Raw genomic sequence first — 2,599 nt, 5'->3', positions numbered from 1 at the left:
ATTCAAAAAGGGGCTTTATTAGAAAAGTACTTTCAAGCTAATAACCTCTCGGTCGAACAAACCGAAGAACTTTTAAAAACATTTGCTGACTATGTTAACACCCATAAACCGGATAAATTCAAAAACGATCAGCCTAATAACTAGCCCGATCGTTTTTTATTTTCTGAATCATTAATGGGATTTCTAATTTTTAAATCTGGATTATTTTTAACAAAGTCATTTAGTTGTTTCTGTATAGCTGACTCAAAGGTGATTTTGGGATTTATCCAAGGAAAGTTATGCAAATTATTTTTGATCACCTGGTCGTGTTCTCGTCTGTAAACTCACACAAATTTTTGGCTATTATCGTAGATCACGACATTATCAGCTTTGAATGCAACTGCTTCTAAATTTTGATTTGATTGATTATATCGCTTTTTAACAACTTCATCTGATACACCGTGCCCACCCTTTTTGACCCGCTCATGAACCCGATTAATTGCAACTTTTTCGCTTTTTAAAGCCACATATAAAAGTGTTACTTCAAAACATTTTGGTGAGCCCGATCGATTAAATTTAATTGTGCCTTTCCTTGCCCAGACAAGGTTGTTTCAACATGGATACTCCGCCCGATATCTAAAGCCGCTGGAATTGTTTTATTTCTTCTCGCATTGCCCTAAAGTTATCACGATCTTTATACCAATCGCCACCCATTTTTTGTAGGATTTCATCGGCATTTAATCGTTTGGAGTGAGTAAATAATTCGGGTCTCGCGCGATATAAAGTGCTTTTACCAGCGCCGTTTATCCCCGCAACGATGATGTATCTCTTTAGCTCACTCATGTTAAATCACGAAATGCTTTTCGTTGATAATCTTCTCTTGACGTTTATCTAAGAGGTAAGTGTGTAACGCGTCAAACAGCTTGCGTTTATCAGGATCTGGATTATATGCCGCTTGTTCCCAAATGTCTTGAATATTGACTGCCCAGGGGTCAGCCAACAATTGATCAATTGTTTCGATTTCTTTGCTGGGTTTGGTCATTTAAAAAGCTCCTATCCCGTTTTATAGCTCAGCTATCGTCAATTCGGCCACTTAAGGCACCTATTTTTACTTCTAAGCGATTTTAAAGCAGTTTTAATATAATTATGCATGTAACACTTAAAACGGCTTAAATGAGTCCATATGACGTTTAATTTCAAGAACGCTCATTGTCAGTGTTCTGTTCTTCGGGGTGTTTGGCCGCATATTCTCTAGCCGCTTGTTTATTCCACCAAACGCCAAATAGGTTTTGCATGGTGCCGTACAAGTAGTTTTCCACGTTCTTGATATGCTTTTCATTGCTTCTTAGGGCGTTAAAGTAGCGTCTCAAGGCTTTAGTCATCAAAGATTTTAGTTCTTCATCGTCTAGTGGGATTAGAACGCCAATGTCCTGATGATCCTTCTCAACTCGGTACTTAGCATTTAAGATAATGCCAATGAACCGGCGCATTTGTTGTGGAGTTCGGCACCAGAGGCTAAGTAATTGCACGGCTTCGGGTTCTAAGAAAACGGGGAGCCCACTGTCTTCATCAGTTAAGAAGTCATTAGCATGATTTATGAGATCATGGTTTTGCTTTTCGATTTCATCTGGTGAGAAACATGCTGTGGAAAAGTTCAACTTTTGAGTATCTATATTGTATCTGTTTTTGTCTCTTTCTTTAGGTTCTCTATATAGATTAAGTCCATTTTTTGAACTTCCGCTCGTAGCAAGGGTTTGAGAGCTTTTTTGACCAAATTCGCCGCGTAAATAGACATCGGTTGCTTTCACATCGAGCTTGGACAGATAGGTAGATTGTAAAATTAATCCGAACGCTGTTCGGACAAAAAAGATCAGCTTCCTTTAAAATGGTGCTTAGAACCTGTCTAATATAACCTATTCCGAACGAATTAAAATCGAAACCTTTTGTGAACTAGGGCTGTCCAATATCCAAATGGGCGTTCGGTTGAACCGATCACCGTCAACAATTTCTTATGAATTATCTCGATGTCAACCTTATCAGGCTGAATTAGCACAAACAGATGCCGAATACAAGCGATCACGATGTGGGTAGTAATGAACGCTTTAATCGGAATTTACGTTATTTTTATCCTAAAGGGACTCGTTTTGAGCACATTAGTGCTCAAGATTTAACGACGACGTTACTCCAAATTAACCAGCGACCGCTTAAAATACTCGACTGGCAAACACCGTATCAGGTTATGCTGACAAATTTGTCCAAAAATTCGGATTAAATTTGCAATCTACCATTAACACGGTTCTGACCATTTTAGGTATGCTAGGTGTAATTACAGACGTACAAACTGTAAACGTCTCACAGGACACGACAGGCACCTTAGAACATGTTACAAACGAGGTGGACTCCGCTAGCCAAGCTGATAAAGCACCAACTAGTGCGAACGTTTCTAATGTGACCTCAACTAGTGCTGAGATTAAAGTAGATGACAAAGCTGAATAAAGTAAAAAGGTCTATCCTCAATTGGTGCACTATGCCCTGTCAAGTTGACAAATGAAATAATATAAAGTTTTATGTGTTCCTAAGCGGCTTCACTCCAGTATTCGTCTGGAGTGAGGCCGTTTCT

2 protein-coding genes and 3 pseudogenes are annotated in these 2,599 nt (G+C 38.9%); 2 read left to right on the top strand and 3 right to left on the bottom strand.

Features of this window, described 5'->3' with window-relative positions; translation table 11 throughout:
• Positions 1–133: 133 nt before the first annotated feature.
• The 3 genes and pseudogenes from FFM73_RS13145 to FFM73_RS12305 form a co-directional block, all read right to left on the bottom strand.
• Positions 134–822 (bottom strand): annotated as a pseudogene (locus tag FFM73_RS13145) (ATPase).
• 1 nt (position 823) lies between these two features.
• Complete coding sequence (locus FFM73_RS12310) at positions 824–1,021, bottom strand: hypothetical protein (RefSeq protein ID WP_076633348.1); 198 nt, start codon at positions 1,019–1,021, stop codon at positions 824–826.
• Between the two features lie 154 nt (positions 1,022–1,175).
• Positions 1,176–1,805, bottom strand: a pseudogene (locus FFM73_RS12305) (replication initiator protein A); the annotation flags it as partial.
• A gap of 73 nt (positions 1,806–1,878) precedes the next feature.
• Between FFM73_RS12305 and FFM73_RS13265 the strand changes: the two are divergent.
• Both FFM73_RS13265 and FFM73_RS12295 read left to right on the top strand, forming a co-directional pair.
• A pseudogene (locus FFM73_RS13265) lies at positions 1,879–2,067 on the top strand (helix-turn-helix domain-containing protein); the annotation flags it as partial.
• A 186-nt stretch (positions 2,068–2,253) separates the two neighbouring features.
• Entirely contained in the window at positions 2,254–2,475 is a 222-nt protein-coding gene (locus FFM73_RS12295) for a hypothetical protein (protein WP_003645725.1), read from the top strand.
• The last annotated feature ends 124 nt before the right edge of the window (positions 2,476–2,599 follow it).

It is taken from the genome of Secundilactobacillus hailunensis, assembly GCF_005405185.1.
GTDB lineage: Bacteria > Bacillota > Bacilli > Lactobacillales > Lactobacillaceae > Secundilactobacillus > Secundilactobacillus hailunensis.
This window is presented reverse-complemented; position numbering and strand designations above follow the sequence as displayed.